The following is a 17,758-nucleotide window of genomic DNA, read 5'->3' as shown; positions in this document are numbered from 1 at the left end:
GAACCCGGAAGCTAAGCCTGCCAGCGCCGATGATACTACCCACCCGGGTGGAAAAGTAGGACACCGCCGAACACACAATTAAGACCCGTGCCCCCCAATTTATTTGGGGGGCACGGGCATATCTATAGCCGGCGCTTGCGGCGAATCATTTCGCTGGGATGCGGTTTGGTGGACCGGTCGCCACCGCGGTCTATCCGTCGCGGCCCGTATCCTGACACGAGGCTTGATGGCGAAAGGTTGAAAGGTTTCAGTGGTCGACAACAGCGCGGGCGGTGAGCGTCGTCAGTCCCGCGGCGGAAACGGAAGTGGTCCCCGCGGCCCGCAACGGAGGGATAGGCGCCCCCAGCCGCCGATGCGTTCGGGGCCCCAGCGCGCTCGTCGAGCCCAACCCGACAAAGACGCTGAAGCGGCAACCGGTCCGAGTGGACCCACGCTCTCCTCGGACATCGAAGCTCGTCAGCTCTCGCCGGAGATCCGCCGCGAGTTGACCACTTTGGACCGCAATACCGCTGACGTCGTCGCGCGTCACTTAGTTGCGGCCGGTGAGTTGCTCGACGAGGACCCCGAGGCGGCCCTCGAGCATGCCCGCGCTGCCCGCGCCAGGTCCGGGCGCATCGCCGCGGTTCGCGAAGCCGTCGGGATTGCCGCCTATCACTGCGGGGACTGGCCGCAGGCGCTGGCCGAATTGCGGGCAGCCCGCCGAATGGGCAGCAAGTCTCCGCTGCTTCCGCTGATCGCCGACTGTGAGCGTGGGCTCGGCCGCCCCGAGCGTGCGGTTGAGTTGGCCCGCGGGCCCGAGGCGGCCCAGCTCAGTGGTGACGACGCCGACGAGCTCCGCATTGTTGCCGCCGGCGCCCGCGCGGACCTCGGCCAGCTCGAACAGGCCCTGACGGTGTTGTCCACCCCGCAGCTCGACCCGGCCCGCACCGGGCCGACCGCGGCACGGTTGTTCTATGCCTACGCCGAGACGCTGCTGGCCCTCGAGCGCAGTGACGAGGCGCTGCAGTGGTTCCTGCGCTCGGCGGCCGCAGATGTTGAGGGTGTCACCGACGCCGAAGACCGAGTGAGCGAGCTCGGCTGACGTGGGAACACTTGCGCAGCAATACGATTGCCTGCTTCTCGATCTGGATGGCACGGTGTTTCGCGGCCACCAGCTCACCGAGGGTGCCGTCGAGTCGCTGGACAAGGTGCCCGGCCGGAAGCTGTTCGTCACCAACAACGCGTCGCGCAGCGCCGACGAGGTGGCCGCGCACTTGCGCGATCTGGGCCTCGACGCCACCGGCGACGCCGTCGTCACCAGCGCGCAAAGTGCCGCTCGGGTGCTGGCCGAACAACTGGCTCCCGACACCCGGGTACTGATCGTCGGCACCGAGTCGCTGGCCAACGAGATCGTGGCAGTGGGCTTACGGCCGGTACGGCGGTGGGAGGACAAACCCGAGGCTGTGGTGCAGGGCCACTCGACTGAAACCGGCTGGACCGATCTGGCCGAGGCCGCGCTGGCCATCCGCGCCGGAGCGCTGTGGGTAGCCGCCAACGTCGACCCCACGTTGCCGTCGGAGCGCGGAATGCTGCCCGGCAACGGATCCATGGTGGCCGCGTTGAAAACCGCCACCGATGCCCAACCGCAGGTGGCCGGCAAGCCCTCACCCACATTGATCAAGGATGCGTTGGCGCGTGGGGACTTTGGTTCCCCGCTGGTGGTCGGCGATCGGCTGGACACCGATATCGCCGGGGCCAACGCGGCCGGGCTGCCCAGCTTTATGGTGCTCACCGGCGCCAATTCCGCGCGTGATGCCGTGCATGCCGTAGCCGAGCAGCGGCCCACCTACATCGGCCAGGACCTGCGCTCGCTGCATCAGGACGCCGACATCCTGGTCGTGGCGCCGCAACCGGACTGGCAGGTGAACACCGGTGACGGGTCGATAACCGTCAGCAGCTGTGCAGACCAAAAATCCGGCGACGGCTTGTCGGTCGTTCGCGCGGTTGCCTGCGCGGTATGGAAGGCGCACTTCGACGGCCGGCCGTTCACCATCGAGGCCGCTGACGACGGCGCCCGCGACGCCCTGCAGCGCTGCTCCCTGGTGTAAATCGACTAGCGTTAGGAGCGCAATGAGTGGCGCCGGCGACGATGCAGAGCACAAGAGCGAGGTGGGGGTACCTTCCGCTTGCGGGGGAGAGGAGCCGCGCATGACCAATGACCCCGAGCAGATCCGCGCGCAGATCGACGCTGTACTCGCCGAGCTGCCCGATCCGGGCGACGCCCAAAACACGCTCGCCGAGACCGATCTCGACGAGATCGCTCGCCGTCTTTCCGAGGCGCACGACATGTTGGTACGTGCCCTGGAGTCGGCGGAGAAGGGTTGAGTGCACAGTGCCACGGCGTGCGCGTGTTGACGTCGAGCTGGTTCGGCGTGGACTCGCGCGGTCGCGCCAACAGGCCGCCGAGCTGATCGGCGCCGGCAAGGTGAGCATCGACGGCATGCCGGCGGTCAAAGCAGCGACCGCGGTCGCAACCACCGCCTCGCTGACCGTCGCCGGTGACGGCGGCCGCACCTGGGTGTCGCGCGGCGCCCACAAACTTATCGGCGCCCTCGACACTTTCGGCCTCTCGGTTGAGGGTCGGCGTTGTCTAGATGCCGGCGCGTCCACCGGCGGGTTCTCCGAAGTCCTGTTGGACCGGGGCGCCCGCGAGGTGGTCGCCGCTGATGTCGGCTACGGCCAGCTGGCGTGGTCGCTGCGCTCGGATCCCCGCGTGGTCGTCGTCGAGCGCACCAACGTGCGGGACCTGTCACCGACTCTGATCGGTGGCCCCGTCGACGCGATTGTGGCTGACCTGTCGTTCATCTCGTTGAACACGGTGTTGCCCGCACTGGCGCAATGCGCGTTACCCGACGCCGATATCGTTCCCATGGTGAAGCCACAGTTCGAGGTGGGCAAAGGACAGGTGGGGTCCGGAGGAGTCGTGCACGATCCGGAATTGCGCGCAAGTTCGGTGCTCGCGGTCGCTCGTCACGCCGGCGAGCTGGGATGGCACACCGCCGGCGTCACCGCCAGCCCGCTGCCCGGCCCGTCGGGCAATGTCGAGTACTTCCTGTGGCTGCGCGCCCAGATCGACCACGCACTGTCGGACGACGACCTGGTGCGAGCAGTGCACGACGCCGTCAGCGAGGGACCGCAATGACGCAAGAGCGCACCGTGCTGCTGGTCGTCCACACCGGACGCGAAGAAGCCACCGAAACCGCACGCCGGGTGGAGAAAGTACTGGGCGACAACGGAATTGGGCTTCGCGTGTTGTCCGCCGAGGCCGTCGACCGGGGATCGCTGCACTTGGCGCCGGATGATATGCGCGCATTGGGTGTCGACATCGAAGTCGTCGACGCTGATCCGCGCGCCGCCGACGGCTGCGAACTGGTGCTGGTGCTCGGCGGTGACGGCACCTTTTTGCGGGCCGCCGAACTGGCACGCAACGCAAGCATCCCAGTCCTGGGCGTCAACCTGGGCCGGATCGGATTTCTGGCCGAGGCCGAAGCTGAAGCCATCGATGTCGTGCTCGACCACGTCGTGGCCCGCAGTTACCGGGTGGAGCACCGCTTGACGTTGGACGTCGCGGTGCGCGCCGAAGGTCGGATCATCGACCGCGGATGGGCACTCAACGACGCGAGCCTGGAAAAGGGGCCGCGGCTGGGCGTGCTCGGAGTGGTCGTCGAAGTCGACGGCCGGCCGGTGTCGACGTTCGGCTGCGACGGTGTGCTGGTGTCGACGCCGACCGGATCCACCGCCTACGCGTTCTCCGCCGGCGGCCCGGTCTTGTGGCCGGATCTCGAAGCAATTCTGGTGGTGCCCAACAACGCTCACGCATTGTTCGCCCGGCCGATGGTGACCAGCCCGGATGCGACCGTCGCGATCGAAATCGAGGCGGGCGGACACGACGCACTGGTGTTCTGCGACGGCCGCCGCGAAATGCTCGTACCGGCGGGTGGCCGCCTCGAGGTGACGCGCTGCGACACAGCGGTGAAATGGGCGCGGCTGGACAGCGCACCGTTCACCGACCGCCTGGTGCACAAGTTCCGGCTGCCGGTCACGGGCTGGCGCGGGCAGTAGCGGTGCTGGCAGAAATTCGGATCGAGTCGCTGGGGGCAATCAGCGTTGCCGTTGCCGAGTTCGGCCGCGGTCTGACGGTGCTGACCGGGGAGACCGGTACCGGAAAGACGATGGTGGTGACCGGGCTGCACCTGCTGGGCGGGGCCCGAGCCGACGCCAACCGGGTGCGCTCGGGAGCCGAGCGGGCCGTCGTCGAAGGTCGTTTCACCACAACGGATCTCGAGGAGTCGGTGGCCGCCCGCGTCGACGACATCCTCAGCTCGTCGGGCGCAGAGCGTGACGAGGACGGCAGCGTGATCGCGTTGCGCTCGGTCAGCCGCGACGGCCCGTCACGCGCCTATCTCGGCGGTCGCAGCGTACCGGCCAAATCGTTGAGCAGTTTCACCACTGAGCTCTTGACCCTGCACGGGCAAAACGATCAGCTGCGGTTGATGCGGCCCGAAGAGCAACGGGCCGCGCTGGACAGGTCGGCGACCATCGAGTCTCGCCTGGAGCGCTACCGCAAACTGCGCGACGCGTGGCTGAGCGCCCGCCGAGATCTGGCTGACCGCCACAGCAGGGCCCGTGAATTGGCCCAAGAGGCCGACCGGCTGAAATTCGCGCTGCAGGAAATCGACGCGGTGGATCCGGCGCCCAGCGAGGACGACGCACTGGTCGCCGACATCAACCGACTCTCCGAATTGGACGCATTGCGCGAGGCGGCCTCCGCCGCGCGCGCGGCGCTGGCCGGAGGCACCGACGATGATGTCGATGCGCTGGAGGCTATCTCGGCAGCCGACAGCCTCGGCCGGGCGAGGACCGCTTTGGAAGCCGCCGACGACTCCGTGTTGCGCGGCCTGGCCGATCAACTGGGCGAGGCGTTGACCGTGGTCGGCGACGCCGCCCGAGAGCTCAGTGACTACCTCAACGAGCTGCCTGCAGACGCCAGCGCGCTGGATACCAAGCTGGCCCGGCAAGCCGAGCTGCGCACACTCACCCGCAAATACGCCGCGGACATCGACGGCGTGCTGGCGTGGGCCCGAGAATCGCGAGATCGGTTGGCGCACTTGGATATCTCCGAGGAGGCGTTGGACGGGCTGCACCGCCGTGTCGAGGAACTGGCCGCCCAGTTGGTCGAGGCCGCAGCCGATGTCAGCAAGACGCGCAGCCAGGCGGCGAAGCGATTGGCCAAAGCGGTCACGGCGGAGCTGTCCGGCCTGGCAATGGCCGACGCCGAATTCACCATCAGCGTGACCCCGATGCCGGCGAGTGATGGCGACCCCGCTGCCTTGACGTTGCCGTCGGGAACGCTGGTTCATGCCGGCGGCGACGGTGTCGACCAGGTCGAGTTCGGGTTCGCCGCGCACCGGGGGACGACCGTACTGCCGCTGTCCAAAAGCGCATCCGGCGGCGAGCTGTCCCGCGTGATGCTTGCCCTCGAAGTGGTGCTGGCCGCATCCACCGCGGGGTCCACGATGGTGTTCGACGAGGTCGACGCAGGCGTCGGCGGCCGGGCGGCCGTGCAGATCGGCCGCCGATTGGCGCGGTTGGCCCGCACCCACCAAGTCATTGTGGTGACGCATCTTCCGCAGGTTGCCGCCTACGCCGATGTGCACCTGATGGTGGATAGCAGCGGACGTGGCGGCGCCAGCGGCGTGCGGCGCCTCGACGGCGACGATCGGGTGGCCGAGCTTGCCCGGATGCTGGCCGGCCTTGGCGAATCCGACAGCGGCCGTGCGCATGCCCGGGAATTGCTCGAGGCCGCTCAATGTGACCGGATTGCGACCTCGTGACCGCTTCTCAGCATGTGACAGATGTGAAAAGATATAACTTCTGATGCTGCTGTTACGGCGCGCCTCCTAGTCGCAGCCCTAGTTCACCGACAGAATCGCCCCCATGAGGATGACTGCGCTTCTGTCCCGTAATGCACCGCCGCGTCCCGGCGTCGTCGGCACCGCCCGCGTCGACCGTGATATCGACCGGTTGCTGCGACGAGTGTGTCCCGGTGACATCGTCGTCCTCGACGTGCTGGATCTGGACCGGATCACCGCCGACGCGCTGGTCGACGCCGAGATCGCCGCCGTCGTCAACGCATCCCCGTCGGTCTCGGGCCGCTACCCTAATCTGGGCCCAGAGGTGTTGGTGGCCAACGGCGTGACACTGATCGACGAGACCGGGCCGGAGGTTTTCAAGAAAGTCAAAGACGGCGCCAAGGTCCGACTGCACAACGGCGGGGTGTACTCGGGTGACCGCCGGCTCATCCTTGGCACCGAGCGCACCGACCACGACATTGCCGACTTGATGCAGGAGGCCAAGAGCGGGCTGGTCGCGCATCTGGAAGCGTTCGCCGGCAACACGATCGAATTCATCCGCAGCGAGAGTCCGCTGCTGATCGACGGAATCGGCATCCCCGACATCGACGTCGACCTGCGCCGCCGCCACGTCGTGGTGGTCGCCGACGAGGCGCACGCCGAGGATGACCTCAAGCGGCTCAAGCCGTTCATCAAGGAGTACCAACCGGTTTTGATCGGTGTGGGCACGGGCGCCGATGTGCTGCGCAGAGGCGGATATCGCCCGCAGGTCATCGTCGGTGACCCCAGCGAGCTCAGCACCGAAGTGCTCAAGTGCGGCGCGCAGGTGGTGTTGCCCGCCGACGCCGACGGCCATGCCCCCGGCTTGGAGCGGATCCAGGATCTCGGCGTCGGTGCGATGACCTTTCCGGCCGCCGGGTCGCCGACCGATCTGGCCCTGCTGCTGGCCGACCATCATGGCGCCGCGCTGCTGGTCACCGCCGGGCATACCGCCAACATCGAGACGTTTTTCGACCGGACCCGCCAGCACAGCAACCCTTCGACGTTTCTCACCCGGCTGCGGGTCGGCGAGAAGCTGGTCGATGCCAAGGCGGTTTCCACCTTGTACCGCAACCGCGTTTCGGCCGGGGCCATCGCGTTCTTGATCCTGTCGATGCTGATCGCGGTCATCATCGTGCTGTGGGTCTCGCGCACCGACGCCTTGGTGATGCAGTGGATCGTGGACTACTGGAACCGCTTCTCGCTATGGGTGCAAAGCTGGATCAGCTAGAGCCGTGATTTCCTTACGCCAACACGCGATTTCGCTGGCCGCGGTATTCCTTGCGCTAGCGGTCGGTGTCATCTTGGGTTCTGGCTTGCTGTCCGACACCTTGCTGTCGGGGCTGCGCGACGAAAAGCGGGACCTACATTCGCAGATCAATGCACTCAACGACCAGAAGAACGTACTGAACGAAAAGCTCAGTGCGGCAAACAACTTCGATGCGCAGATGGCCGGACGGATTGTGCACGACGCGCTTGAGGGCAAGTCGGTCGTCGTGTTCCGCACCCCGGACGCCACCGACGACGACGTCGATGCGGTGTCGAAGATGGTCGGCCAGGCCGGGGGAGCGGTCACCGGCACGGTCTCGCTCACCCAGGAGTTCGTCGACGCTAACTCCGCGGAGAAACTGCGGTCGGTGGTCAACTCGTCGATCGTGCCGGCGGGTGCCCAGCTGAGCACCAAACTGGTCGACCAGGGCTCGCAGGCCGGCGATCTGCTGGGCATCGCGTTGCTGGTCAACCGGGACCCCGCCGTTCCAACGGTCGATGACGTCCAGCGCGACACGGTGTTGGCGGCGCTGCGCGACACCGGATTCATCGCCTACGGCGACCAGCACATCGGTGCGGCCAACGCTGCGTTGGTCGTTTCCGGCGGTGCCCTCGGCGACGACGCCGGCAATCAGGGCGTGAGCGTGGCACGATTCGCCGCGGCGCTCGCACCGCACGGCTCGGGGGTGCTGCTGGCCGGGCGCGACGGCTGCTCGGTGGGAACGGCTGCCGTCGCGGTGGCTCGCGCCGATGCGGCCATGGCATCGGCGGTCAGTACCGTTGACGACGTGGACGCCGACTCCGGCCGGATCACCGCGATCCTGGGCCTGCATGACCTGCTCAACGGCGGCCGTACCGGTCAATACGGCATCGGCCACGGCGCCACCTCGCTAACTGTCGCGCAGTAGGTTCCTCGTCCGAACCCTCTCGCCGGGCGTGTTAGCAACCGCTTGACGGGGTGGGTGTTAGGGTGGGGTTCCGTGGGTCGGCAGGCGCAACGCAGGCTGGGAACCAGCCTCAAAACAGAGGCCCTGCGCCGTCTTCACGGAGGTCGCTCTATTGCGTAGGCATCCGCAAACCGCCACCAAGCACCTCTTCGTCAGCGGCGGCGTCGCGTCATCGCTCGGCAAGGGCTTGACCGCCAGCAGCTTGGGTCAATTGCTGACCGCGCGCGGGTTGCAGGTGACAATGCAGAAGCTCGATCCCTATCTCAACGTCGACCCGGGCACCATGAACCCGTTCCAGCACGGTGAGGTCTTCGTGACCGAGGACGGCGCCGAGACCGACCTCGACGTCGGTCACTACGAGCGGTTCCTCGACCGCGATTTGTCCGGCTCAGCGAATGTCACTACCGGCCAGGTGTATTCGACGGTGATCGCCAAGGAACGCCGCGGCGAATACCTGGGCGACACCGTGCAAGTCATTCCGCACATCACCGACGAGATCAAAAGCCGCATCGTGGCGATGGCCGAGCCGGACGCCGACGGCAAGCGTCCAGATGTGGTGATCACCGAAATCGGCGGCACCGTAGGCGATATCGAGTCGCAGCCCTTTCTGGAGGCAGCCCGTCAGGTGCGCCACGATCTCGGCCGGGAGAACGTCTTCTTCCTGCACGTATCGCTGGTGCCCTACCTGGCGCCGTCGGGTGAATTGAAGACCAAGCCGACCCAGCACTCGGTCGCGGCGCTGCGCAGCATCGGTATCACCCCCGACGCGCTGATCCTGCGGTGTGATCGCGACGTTCCCGAATCGCTGAAGAACAAGATCGCGCTGATGTGTGACGTCGACATCGACGGCGTCATCTCCACTCCTGACGCGCCGTCCATCTACGACATCCCAAAAGTTCTGCACCGCGAGGAACTCGACGCATACGTGGTCCGTCGGCTCAACCTGCCGTTCCGCGATGTCGACTGGACGGAGTGGGACGACCTGCTTCGCCGGGTGCATGAACCGCAGGAGACGGTGCGGATCGCCTTGGTGGGCAAGTATGTCGACCTCTCCGACGCCTACCTGTCGGTCACCGAGGCACTGCGCGCCGGTGGCTTCAAGCATCACGCCAAGGTCGAGATGCGGTGGGTGGCATCCGACGATTGCCAAACCGCGACCGGCGCGGCAGCGGCGCTGAGCGAAGTCGACGGTGTGCTGATCCCGGGCGGGTTCGGTATCCGCGGTATCGAAGGCAAAATCGGCGCCATTCACTATGCGCGGGCCAGGGGGCTCCCGGTGTTAGGGCTATGTCTCGGGCTGCAGTGCATCGTGATCGAGGCCGCCCGCTCCGCGGGTCTGACCCAAGCCAACTCCGCCGAATTCGACCCGGATACCCCGGATCCGGTCATCTCGACCATGGCCGACCAGGAGCAGATCGTCGCCGGCGAAGCAGATCTTGGCGGCACCATGCGGCTGGGATCCTATCCCGCGGTACTCGAACCGAATTCCGTTGTGGCCCAGGCATACCAATCGACGCAGGTGTCCGAACGTCATCGGCATCGCTATGAGGTAAACAACGCCTACCGGGATCAGATCGCCAAAAGCGGCCTGCGGTTCTCCGGAACCTCTCCCGACGGACACCTGGTGGAGTTCGTCGAATATCCGCCGGAAATACACCCGTTCATCGTCGGGACTCAAGCGCATCCCGAGTTGAAGAGCCGGCCCACCCGCCCGCACCCGTTGTTCGCCGCGTTCGTCGGCGCCGCCATCGACTATAAGGCCGCCGAGCGGCTGCCGGTCGAGATCCCCGAGCATCGGGCCAACGGCAACGACCATCGCGACGGTTCGTCAACCCCCCACCCCGAACCTGAGCCCGCCGCCCGTGGCTGAGCACGTTTTCGAGACCACGTCGTCCGAAACCCTGCATACCGGAAAGATTTTCGCACTCCGCACCGACCACGTCCGGATGCCCGGCGGCAAAATCGCTGCCCGCGAGGTCGTCGAGCACTACGGTGCGGTTGCCATCGTCGCGATGGACGACGACGGCAACCTCCCGATGGTGTATCAGTACCGGCACGCGTTCGGACGGCGGCTGTGGGAGCTGCCGGCCGGGCTGCTCGACGTCAACGGCGAGGCTCCGCACCACACTGCCGCCCGAGAACTGCGGGAGGAGGCCGGCCTGGAAGCGCAGAACTGGCGGGTGCTGGTCGATTTGGATTCCACCCCCGGTTTCAGCGACGAATCGGTGCGCGTCTACCTGGCGACGGGCTTGGCGCAGGTGGGCCGACCCGCCGCGCATGACGAAGAAGCCGACATGATCGTGCAGTGGTATTCCATCGACGATGCGGTGAGCCGGGTGTTCGCCGGCGAGATCGTGAATTCCCTTGCGGTGTCTGGGATTTTAGCAGCACACGCGGTGCGCCAGGGCTTGGCGCAGTCGCGGCCGGTCGACGCACCGTGGATCGACAAGCCGACGGCCTTCGCTAAACGGCAGGCCAACCGGTGACCACGCTGGCGCCGCCGCCGTTGCAGGCCCAGTTGCAGGGTTATCTGGATCATCTGACCATTGAGCGGGGCGTGGCGGCCAACACGCTGAGTTCGTATCGCCGCGACCTGCGCCGCTATTCGGAGTACCTCGCGCTGCGCGGCATCGACGATCTGGCCGGGGTCAGCGAGAGCGATGTCACCGAGTTCCTGGTCGCGCTGCGCCGCGGAAACCCCGAGACGGGGGTGGCGCCGTTGTCGGCGGTGTCGGCGGCCCGGACGTTGGTCGCGGTGCGCGGCCTGCACCGGTTCGCCGCCGCCGAGGGGTTGGCCGAACTCGACGTGTCACGCGCCGTCAAGCCGCCCACCCCGGGACGCCGGCTGCCCAAGAGCCTGTCCCTCGACGAGGTGCTGGCTCTGCTGGCCGGCGCCGGCGGCGACAGCCCGTCGGACGGGCCGCTGGCGCTGCGCAACCGTGCTCTGCTGGAACTGCTGTACTCGACCGGCGCACGGATCTCCGAAGCCGTCGGGCTCGACGTCGACGACGTCGACGTCCATGACCGCTCGGTGCTGCTGCACGGCAAGGGCGGTAAGCAGCGGCTGGTGCCGGTGGGGCGGCCCGCGGTGCAGGCACTGGATGCCTATCTTGTGCGGGGCCGACCGGATCTGGCGCGCCGCGGGCGCGGCACGCCGGCGATTTTCCTCAACGCGCGCGGTGGCCGGTTATCGCGGCAAAGCGCCTGGCAGGTGCTTCAGGACGCGGCCGAACGCGCCGGCATTACGTCGGGGGTGTCGCCGCACACGCTGCGGCACTCGTTTGCCACGCACCTGCTGGACGGCGGCGCCGACGTCCGGGTGGTGCAGGAGTTGTTGGGCCACGCGTCGGTGACGACGACGCAGATCTACACGCTGGTCACCGTGCACGCGCTGCGCGAAGTGTGGGCCGGCGCCCACCCCCGCGCGCACTAACCGCTTTGCCGCGAGCGTGCGTGTCCCCGGTCGACACGCCGACTCGAAAGCCGTTTCTGCGCACGCTCGGCGCAGAGGTCAGCCCAGGTATTCCGACTCCAGCACCAGATCCGACATCAGGGTCTGGTACTCGGCGTGCGTCTTGTGTTCGGTGGTGTTCCACAGCGTGCCCTGCTGGCGGCGCATATAGTCGCGGTACTTCGGCGCGCCGGGCAGCTTGACGTTGTCGGCCACCACGATCGAGCCGGTATGCAACCAGCCGCAGTCGAGAATGCTCTGCAAGTCGGTCAGGTAGGCGTCCTTGTCGTGATCGAGGAAGACGAAGTCCAGCGAGCCGGCGCCAAAGCCGTGGTCGCGAGCCAGCGCCCCCAAGGTGCGCCCGCCGTCGCCGATCGTGCCGACCACACACGTCACGCGGTCGGCGACACCGGCGTGCGCCCAGATCTGCCGGGCATTGGCCGCGTTGGCGTCGGCCAGCTCGACTGAGTAGACCTTGGCAGCGGGGGCGGCCCGGGCGATCCGCAGCGCTCCGTAGCCGCAGTACGTGCCCAACTCCAGCGCCAGCTTCGGGTCGGCCCGCCGGACCGCGGCGTCAAGCAGCTCGCCCTTCTCGTCGCCAACGTTGATCAGCATCGACTTCTCGTAGGCGAAGCGATCGATGGTGGCCAGCACATCGTCGACGTCGCCGGCACGGGCGTTCTGCAGCACGTAATCGACGGCTGCAGCCTCCCGACCGTCGCCGATCTGACCCGTCGTGGTGATGTTGCGAGCCCCGGTTGCCATCCGCCACACCGACCACCTCAAGAACGGCATGCGCTGCTTCAGATTCATGACCGACACGATAGTCGCGTATTGGCTGGTTACATCGCCTGCAAGTCTCCCGGTGCAGCCGCGTAAAACCGCTACACTTTCCCCCGATGTCCGCCATTACCCGAACGTCGCGCACCTTCGGCGGTGCGCGTTGAGGCGGCGCTGATGACCGACAACACCGACAGCGCCCCGGAGGTCGGACTGACCGGTCGCCCGCCGCGGGCGATCCCCGAACCCAGGCCGCGGACCTCACACGGCCCCGCCAAAGTGGTCGCGATGTGCAACCAGAAGGGCGGCGTGGGCAAGACCACGTCGACGATCAACCTGGGCGCGGCGCTCGCCGAGTACGGCCGACGGGTGCTGCTGGTGGATCTCGACCCGCAAGGTGCACTCTCGGCCGGCCTGGGTGTGCCGCACTACGAGCTGGAGCGCACCGTCCACAACCTGCTGGTCGAGCCGCGGGTGTCGATCGACGACGTGCTGATCCATACCCGCGTGAAAACCATGGACCTGGTGCCGTCCAACATCGATCTGTCGGCCGCCGAGATCCAGTTGGTCAACGAGGTGGGTCGCGAGCAGTCGCTGGGCCGGGCGCTGCATCCGGTGCTGGACCGCTACGACTACGTCCTCGTCGATTGCCAGCCGTCGCTGGGGCTGCTCACCGTCAACGGGCTGGCCTGCTCGGACGGGGTGATCATTCCGACCGAGTGTGAATACTTCTCGCTGCGCGGGCTGGCGCTGCTCACCGACACCGTCGAAAAGGTCCGCGACCGGCTCAACCCGAAGCTGGAGATCAGCGGCATCCTGATCACCCGCTACGACCCGCGCACGGTGAACTCCCGTGAGGTGATGGCCCGGGTGCTGGAGCGCTTCGGTGACCTAGTGTTCGACACCGTGATCACCCGCACCGTCCGCTTCCCGGAGACCAGCGTCGCCGGCGAACCGATCACGTCCTGGGCGCCCAAATCGGGCGGCGCGCAGGCCTACCGCGCGTTGGCCCGCGAGGTCATCGACCGATTCGGCGCGTGACCAGCACCGACACCGCTACCCAGATCGGCTTCCAGGTCAGGCTGACCAATTTCGAGGGGCCGTTCGACCTGCTGCTGCAGTTGATTTTCGCGCACCGCCTCGACGTCACCGAGGTGGCGCTACACCAGGTCACCGACGACTTCATCGCCTATACCCGCGAGATCGGCCCCCAACTGGGTCTCGAGGAGACGACGGCATTCTTGGTCATCGCGGCCACGCTGCTCGACCTCAAAGCCGCGCGGCTGCTCCCGTCGGGGCAGATCGACGACGAGGAAGACCTGGCGCTGCTGGAGGTCCGCGACCTGCTGTTCGCCCGCTTGCTGCAGTATCGGGCGTTCAAACATGTGGCAGAGATGTTCGCCGAGTTGGAGGCTGCGGCGCTGCGCAGCTATCCGCGGGCGGTGTCGCTGGAGGACCGGTTCGAAGGGCTGCTGCCCGAGGTGATGCTCGGCGTCGACGCCGAGCGGTTTGCCGAGATCGCCGCGACCGCCTTCACCCCGCGGCCGGTGCCGACTGTGGCCACCGAGCATCTGCACGAGCTGATGGTGTCGGTGCCGCAACAGGCCGAACGGCTGCTATCGCTGCTGGAAGCGCGGGGGACGGGGCAGTGGGCGTCGTTTTCCGAACTGGTCGCCGACTGCCAGGCGCCGATCGAGATCGTCGGCCGGTTCCTGGCGCTGCTCGAACTGTATCGGGCCCGGGCGGTAGCATTCGACCAGTCAGAACCGCTTGGTGTGCTCCAGGTTTCGTGGACCGGAGAACGGCCGACCACCGACGACTTGGAAGACTGATGACCGAAGAAGCGCGCGATTCCGACCTGGGCATCCGCGCCGGCGACGATGCAGAGCGCAGCGATGCGGAGGAGCGGCGCTTATTCGACGTCGCGACCGCACCCGAATTGCCCGACGACGAGCTCGGCGCCGTGCTCGAGGCGCTGCTGCTGGTCGTCGACACCCCGGTGACGGTGGAGGCGCTGGCTGCCGCCACCGAGCAACCGGTGTATCGGATCGCCGCCAAGCTGCAGCAGATGGCCGAGGTGCTCACCGAACGCGACAGCGGGATCGACCTGCGGGAGGCCGGCGGCGGATGGCGAATGTACACCCGCGCCCGGTTTGCGCCGTATGTGGAGCGGCTGCTGCTGGACGGGTCCCGCTCCAAGCTGACCCGCGCGGCGCTGGAGACGCTGGCGGTGGTGGCATACCGCCAGCCCGTGACGCGGGTGCGGGTGAGCGCGGTGCGCGGGGTCAACGTCGACGCGGTCATGCGGACCTTGCTGGCGCGCGGGCTGATCACCGAGGCCGGCACCGATCCCGACACCGGCGCGGTCACGTTCGCCACCACCGAGCTGTTCTTGGAGCGGTTGGGGCTCTCCTCACTGGCGGATCTGCCCGACATTGCGCCGCTGCTGCCCGATGTCGACATGATCGACGACTTGAGCGAATCGCTGGACGCCGAGCCGCGTTTCATCAAGCTCTCCGGTGATGCCCCCGAGGCCGATAAGCCGTTGTCGTTCGACGTGGACCAGTGATGGCCGAGGGTGTACGTCTGCAGAAAGTGTTGTCGCAGGCCGGAATTGCCTCGCGGCGGGTCGCCGAAAGGATGATCACGGACGGCCGCGTCGAGGTTGACGGGCAGCTCGTTACCGAACTGGGCACCCGCGTCGACCCAGGCGCGTCGGTGATCCGGGTCGACGGGGCACGGGTGGTGCTCGACGAGTCACTGGTGTATCTGGCATTGAACAAGCCGCGCGGCATGCATTCGACGATGTCCGACGACCGCGGGCGGCCCTGCATCGGCGACCTGATCGAACATCGAGTGCGGGGCAACCAGAAGCTCTTTCACGTCGGACGGCTCGACGCCGACACCGAGGGGCTGATCCTGTTGACCAACGACGGCGAGTTGGCACACCGGCTGATGCACCCGTCGTATCAAGTGCCCAAGACATACATCGCCACCGTCGCGGGAGCGGTGCCCCGTGGTCTCGGCAGAAAGCTGCGCGGTGGCATCGAATTGGACGACGGCCCCGCTGCTGTCGACGATTTCGCGGTAGTGGATACGGTTCCCGGCAAGACGTTGGTGCGGGTGACCCTGCACGAGGGTCGCAAACGCATTGTGCGACGGCTGCTGGCCGCGGTCGACTTCCCGGTGCAGGCGCTGGTACGCACCGACATCGGTGCGGTGTCGCTGGGGCAGCAGCGCCCGGGCAGCATCCGGGCTTTGGGCCGCAAGGAGATCGGTGAGCTTTACCGGGCGGTCGGCCTGTGAACGTTGTCGTTGCGGTCGACGGCCCGGCTGGTACCGGAAAGTCGTCGGTATCACGAGGATTGGCGCGTGCTCTGCAGGCACGCTATCTGGATACCGGTGCGATGTATCGCATCGTGACGCTGGCGGTGTTGCGCGCCGGCATCGATCTGCACGACGAATCGGCCGTGGGTGCTACGGCGACGACGGCTGAGCTGTCGGTTGGCTATGACCCCGATGTGGACCGCTGTTACCTTGGCGGAGAAGATGTTTCGACCGAGATCCGCCGTGACGCAGTCACCCGCGCGGTGTCGGCGGTGTCGTCGGTACCGGCGGTACGCTCCCGGCTGGTGGAGTTGCAGCGCGAGTTCGCCGACGGCAGCTCCAGCATCGTCGTGGAAGGTCGCGACATCGGAACCGTGGTGCTGCCCGACGCCGACCTGAAGATCTTTTTGACGGCAACAGCCGAGACGCGGGCGCGGCGGCGCAACGACCAGAACATCGCGGCCGGGTTACCCGACAACTACGAGGGCGTGCTGGCTGATGTGCGTCGGCGAGACCACTTGGATTCGAATCGAGAGGTCTCGCCCTTGCGGCCGGCGTCGGACGCGGTCGTCGTCGACACCAGCGAAATGACCGAGGCCGAGGTGATCGCGCATCTGCTCGAATTAGTGCAGCAGCGAAGCGAGGCACTGCGATGAGCCAGGACGGCACCTGGGCCGACGAAAGCGATTGGCAGCTCGGGGAATCCGATTCGGTTGACGAACGGTCGGGCCCGCCGCCTGTCGTGGCGGTGGTGGGCCGGCCCAACGTCGGCAAGTCCACGCTGGTCAACCGAATCCTGGGCCGGCGCGAAGCGGTCGTGCAGGACGTTCCCGGCGTGACCCGCGATCGGGTGTCCTATGACGCGCTGTGGACCGGCCGGCGATTCGTCGTGCAGGACACCGGCGGCTGGGAACCCGACGCCAAGGGCCTCAGCCAGTTGGTTGCCGAGCAGGCGGCGGTGGCGATGCGCACCGCCGACGCGGTGGTGCTGGTGGTCGACGCGGTGGTGGGGGCGACGGCCGGCGACGAGGCGGCCGCGCGCATCTTGCGGCGCTCCGGTAAGCCAGTGTTCTTGGCCGCCAACAAGGTTGACGGGGAGAGGGGCGAAGCCGACGCGGCGGCGCTGTGGTCGTTGGGTCTGGGGCAACCGCATGCGATCAGCGCGATGCACGGCCGCGGCGTGGGCGACCTGCTCGACGAGGTGGTCGGCGCGCTGCCGCAAGTGGCCGAATCGGCATCGGTCACCGGCGGGCCGCGGCGGGTGGCGCTGGTCGGCAAACCCAACGTCGGGAAGAGTTCGTTGCTGAACCGGTTGGCGGGGGACGAGCGCTCGGTGGTCCATGAGGTGGCCGGCACCACGGTCGATCCGGTGGACTCGCTGATCGAAATGGACGGTAAAGTCTGGCGTTTCGTGGACACGGCGGGTCTGCGCCGCAAGGTGGGTCAGGCCAGTGGGCACGAGTACTACGCCTCGGTGCGCACCCATGGCGCGATCGATGCCGCCGAGGTGGTGATCGTGCTGATCGATGCGTCGGCGCCGTTGACCGAACAGGATCAGCGGGTGCTGTCGATGGTCATCGAAGCCGGCCGCGCGCTGGTATTGGCGTTCAACAAATGGGATTTGGTCGACGAGGACCGGCGTTATCTGCTGGAGCGCGAAATCGACCGCGAGTTGGTGCAGGTGCGCTGGGCGCAGCGGGTGAACATCTCAGCCAAGACGGGCCGGGCGGTGCAGAAGCTGGTGCCGGCACTGGAAAGCGCGCTGGAGTCGTGGGATACCCGGATTGGGACGGGCCGGCTCAACACATTTTTCAAAGAGGTGGTGGCCGCGACGCCGCCGCCGGTGCGCGGTGGACGGCAGCCCCGCATCCTGTTCGCCACCCAGGCGACGGCCCGGCCACCGACGTTCGTGTTGTTCACCACGGGGTTTCTGGAGGCCGGCTACCGGCGGTTCCTGGAGAGACGACTGCGTGAGACGTTCGGATTCGAAGGCAGTCCGATCCGCATCAACGTGCGAGTGCGCGAGAAGCGGAGCACCAAGACCCGCTGACCCG

General features: G+C 67.2%; 18 protein-coding genes. 17 read left to right on the top strand and 1 reads right to left on the bottom strand.

Going from position 1 to position 17,758, the window contains the following annotated elements:
* Positions 1-352 precede the first annotated feature (352 nt).
* From A5707_RS03335 to xerD, 11 genes are all read left to right on the top strand, one after another.
* Complete coding sequence (locus A5707_RS03335; protein ID WP_232000613.1) at positions 353-1,081, top strand: hypothetical protein; 729 nt, start codon at positions 353-355, stop codon at positions 1,079-1,081.
* Between the two features lies 1 nt (position 1,082).
* Positions 1,083-2,087 carry an HAD-IIA family hydrolase gene (locus A5707_RS03330; protein WP_065013101.1) on the top strand — a complete coding sequence of 335 codons (1,005 nt, stop codon included), beginning with the start codon at positions 1,083-1,085 and terminating at the stop codon, positions 2,085-2,087.
* 100 nt (positions 2,088-2,187) lie between these two features.
* Positions 2,188-2,364 (top strand): hypothetical protein, encoded by a 177-nt coding sequence (locus tag A5707_RS24060; protein WP_197495231.1) that lies wholly within the window; start codon positions 2,188-2,190, stop codon positions 2,362-2,364.
* 7 nt (positions 2,365-2,371) lie between these two features.
* Entirely contained in the window at positions 2,372-3,181 is an 810-nt protein-coding gene (locus A5707_RS03320) for a TlyA family RNA methyltransferase (protein ID WP_065013099.1), read from the top strand.
* Complete coding sequence (locus A5707_RS03315) at positions 3,178-4,101, top strand: NAD kinase (protein ID WP_065013098.1); 924 nt, start codon at positions 3,178-3,180, stop codon at positions 4,099-4,101. The genes A5707_RS03320 and A5707_RS03315 overlap by 4 nt, the downstream gene beginning before the upstream one ends.
* A 2-nt stretch (positions 4,102-4,103) precedes the next feature.
* Complete coding sequence (recN, locus tag A5707_RS03310) at positions 4,104-5,873, top strand: DNA repair protein RecN (RefSeq protein ID WP_065013097.1); 1,770 nt, start codon at positions 4,104-4,106, stop codon at positions 5,871-5,873.
* Positions 5,874-5,976: 103 nt separating this feature from the next.
* Complete coding sequence (steA, locus tag A5707_RS03305) at positions 5,977-7,161, top strand: putative cytokinetic ring protein SteA (protein WP_065013096.1); 1,185 nt, start codon at positions 5,977-5,979, stop codon at positions 7,159-7,161.
* 4 nt (positions 7,162-7,165) lie between these two features.
* Entirely contained in the window at positions 7,166-8,107 is a 942-nt protein-coding gene (locus A5707_RS03300; RefSeq protein WP_065013095.1) for a copper transporter, read from the top strand.
* Positions 8,108-8,258: 151 nt separating this feature from the next.
* On the top strand, positions 8,259-10,016 hold the full coding sequence (locus tag A5707_RS03295; RefSeq protein WP_065013094.1) for a CTP synthase: 1,758 nt from the start codon (positions 8,259-8,261) through the stop codon (positions 10,014-10,016).
* Complete coding sequence (locus A5707_RS03290; protein WP_065013093.1) at positions 10,009-10,632, top strand: NUDIX domain-containing protein; 624 nt, start codon at positions 10,009-10,011, stop codon at positions 10,630-10,632. The genes A5707_RS03295 and A5707_RS03290 overlap by 8 nt, the downstream gene beginning before the upstream one ends.
* 20 nt (positions 10,633-10,652) lie before the next feature.
* Positions 10,653-11,579 (top strand): site-specific tyrosine recombinase XerD, encoded by a 927-nt coding sequence (gene xerD / locus A5707_RS03285; RefSeq protein ID WP_082969224.1) that lies wholly within the window; start codon positions 10,653-10,655, stop codon positions 11,577-11,579.
* A gap of 78 nt (positions 11,580-11,657) precedes the next feature.
* Here the strand turns inward: xerD and A5707_RS03280 are convergent, their stop codons facing one another.
* A complete protein-coding gene (locus A5707_RS03280; protein ID WP_065013091.1) occupies positions 11,658-12,410 on the bottom strand; it encodes an O-methyltransferase in 753 nt (250 codons plus the stop codon).
* Positions 12,411-12,554: 144 nt separating this feature from the next.
* On the opposite strand from A5707_RS03280, the gene A5707_RS03275 reads away from it, so the two are divergent.
* Genes A5707_RS03275 through der form a run of 6 tightly spaced genes read left to right on the top strand, consistent with a single transcriptional unit; the run spans position 12,555 to position 17,754 of the window.
* Positions 12,555-13,418 carry a ParA family protein gene (locus A5707_RS03275; RefSeq protein ID WP_065013109.1) on the top strand — a complete coding sequence of 288 codons (864 nt, stop codon included), beginning with the start codon at positions 12,555-12,557 and terminating at the stop codon, positions 13,416-13,418.
* The gene (locus A5707_RS03270) at positions 13,415-14,209 is read left to right on the top strand and encodes a segregation/condensation protein A (protein ID WP_082969221.1); all 795 of its coding nucleotides are present in this window, start codon (positions 13,415-13,417) and stop codon (positions 14,207-14,209) included. Before A5707_RS03275 ends, A5707_RS03270 begins: the two co-directional genes overlap by 4 nt.
* A complete protein-coding gene (gene scpB / locus A5707_RS03265) occupies positions 14,209-14,946 on the top strand; it encodes an SMC-Scp complex subunit ScpB (RefSeq protein ID WP_082969220.1) in 738 nt (245 codons plus the stop codon). Before A5707_RS03270 ends, scpB begins: the two co-directional genes overlap by 1 nt.
* Entirely contained in the window at positions 14,946-15,683 is a 738-nt protein-coding gene (locus A5707_RS03260) for a pseudouridine synthase (protein ID WP_065013089.1), read from the top strand. Before scpB ends, A5707_RS03260 begins: the two co-directional genes overlap by 1 nt.
* A complete protein-coding gene (gene cmk / locus A5707_RS03255; protein WP_065013088.1) occupies positions 15,680-16,360 on the top strand; it encodes a (d)CMP kinase in 681 nt (226 codons plus the stop codon). The genes A5707_RS03260 and cmk overlap by 4 nt, the downstream gene beginning before the upstream one ends.
* Positions 16,357-17,754, top strand: a complete 1,398-nt coding sequence (gene der, locus A5707_RS03250) for a ribosome biogenesis GTPase Der (RefSeq protein ID WP_065013087.1) — start codon at positions 16,357-16,359, stop codon at positions 17,752-17,754. The genes cmk and der overlap by 4 nt, the downstream gene beginning before the upstream one ends.
* The last annotated feature ends 4 nt before the right edge of the window (positions 17,755-17,758 follow it).

The sequence above is a fragment of the Mycobacterium kyorinense genome (genome assembly GCF_001672775.1).
Classification (GTDB): Bacteria; Actinomycetota; Actinomycetes; order Mycobacteriales; family Mycobacteriaceae; genus Mycobacterium; species Mycobacterium kyorinense_A.
The sequence above is the reverse complement of the archived record's forward strand: the minus strand, read 5'-3'. Positions and strand labels throughout refer to the sequence as shown.

Bases quoted from the DNA above. Each gene is read 5' to 3' on its own strand.
- A5707_RS03280 (WP_065013091.1), bottom strand. From the start codon at position 12,410: ATGAATCTGAAGCAGCGCATGCCGTTCTTGAGGTGGTCGGTGTGGCGG.
- scpB (WP_082969220.1), top strand. From the start codon at position 14,209: ATGACCGAAGAAGCGCGCGATTCCGACCTGGGCATCCGCGCCGGCGAC.
- A5707_RS03275 (WP_065013109.1), top strand. From the start codon at position 12,555: ATGACCGACAACACCGACAGCGCCCCGGAGGTCGGACTGACCGGTCGC.
- steA (WP_065013096.1), top strand. From the start codon at position 5,977: ATGAGGATGACTGCGCTTCTGTCCCGTAATGCACCGCCGCGTCCCGGC.
- der (WP_065013087.1), top strand. From the start codon at position 16,357: ATGAGCCAGGACGGCACCTGGGCCGACGAAAGCGATTGGCAGCTCGGG.
- A5707_RS03260 (WP_065013089.1), top strand. From the start codon at position 14,946: ATGGCCGAGGGTGTACGTCTGCAGAAAGTGTTGTCGCAGGCCGGAATT.
- A5707_RS03315 (WP_065013098.1), top strand. From the start codon at position 3,178: ATGACGCAAGAGCGCACCGTGCTGCTGGTCGTCCACACCGGACGCGAA.
- A5707_RS03335 (WP_232000613.1), top strand. From the start codon at position 353: ATGCGTTCGGGGCCCCAGCGCGCTCGTCGAGCCCAACCCGACAAAGAC.
- A5707_RS24060 (WP_197495231.1), top strand. From the start codon at position 2,188: ATGACCAATGACCCCGAGCAGATCCGCGCGCAGATCGACGCTGTACTC.